Here is a 701-nt window from a genome sequence, read left to right on the forward strand (position 1 = left end):
AGCGCCTTCTGCAATTCCGGCAGGGCTTCGAAGAGGTCTGCGACGAGACCGTAGTCGGCAACCTGGAAGATCGGCGCCTCCTCGTCCTTGTTGATCGCCACGATCACCTTACTGTCCTTCATGCCCGCCAGATGCTGGATCGCACCCGAGATGCCGCAGGCGATGTAGAGCTGCGGCGCGACCACCTTGCCCGTCTGCCCGACCTGCCAGTCGTTCGGCGCATAGCCCGCATCGACGGCAGCGCGCGAGGCGCCGACGGCGGCACCCAGCTTGTCGGCGACCGGAAGGATGACTTCCTGGAACTTTTCGGACGAGCCGAGTGCACGGCCACCCGAGATGATGATCTTGGCAGAGGTCAGTTCCGGACGGTCCGACGAGGACAGTGCATCCTTGACGTGGCTGGAAAGGCCTGGGTTGGCTGCGGCGGAGATGGTCTCGACCGAAGCGCTTCCGCCTTCACCGGCAGCGGCGAAGGACGCCGTGCGCACGGTGATCACCTTCTTCGCATCGGTGGACTGAACCGTCTGGATGGCATTGCCCGCATAGATCGGACGCTTGAACGTGTCGGCCGAGACGACTTCGACGATCTCGGAGACCTGCGCGACATCGAGCAGGGCGGCAACGCGCGGCAGCACGTTCTTGCCGACCGAGGTCGCAGCCGAGACGATGGCGTCATAGGAGCCGGCAAGCGACACGATGAG

1 protein-coding gene is annotated in these 701 nt (G+C 64.5%); it reads right to left on the reverse strand.

Annotated features, from left to right (window positions below; all coding sequences use genetic code 11):
- On the reverse strand, window positions 1-701 hold a 701-nt coding region (locus ACOZK4_RS27215), incomplete at both ends, for an electron transfer flavoprotein subunit alpha/FixB family protein (RefSeq protein ID WP_421594744.1).

It is taken from the genome of Shinella sp. M27, assembly GCF_049199905.1.
GTDB lineage: Bacteria > Pseudomonadota > Alphaproteobacteria > Rhizobiales > Rhizobiaceae > Shinella.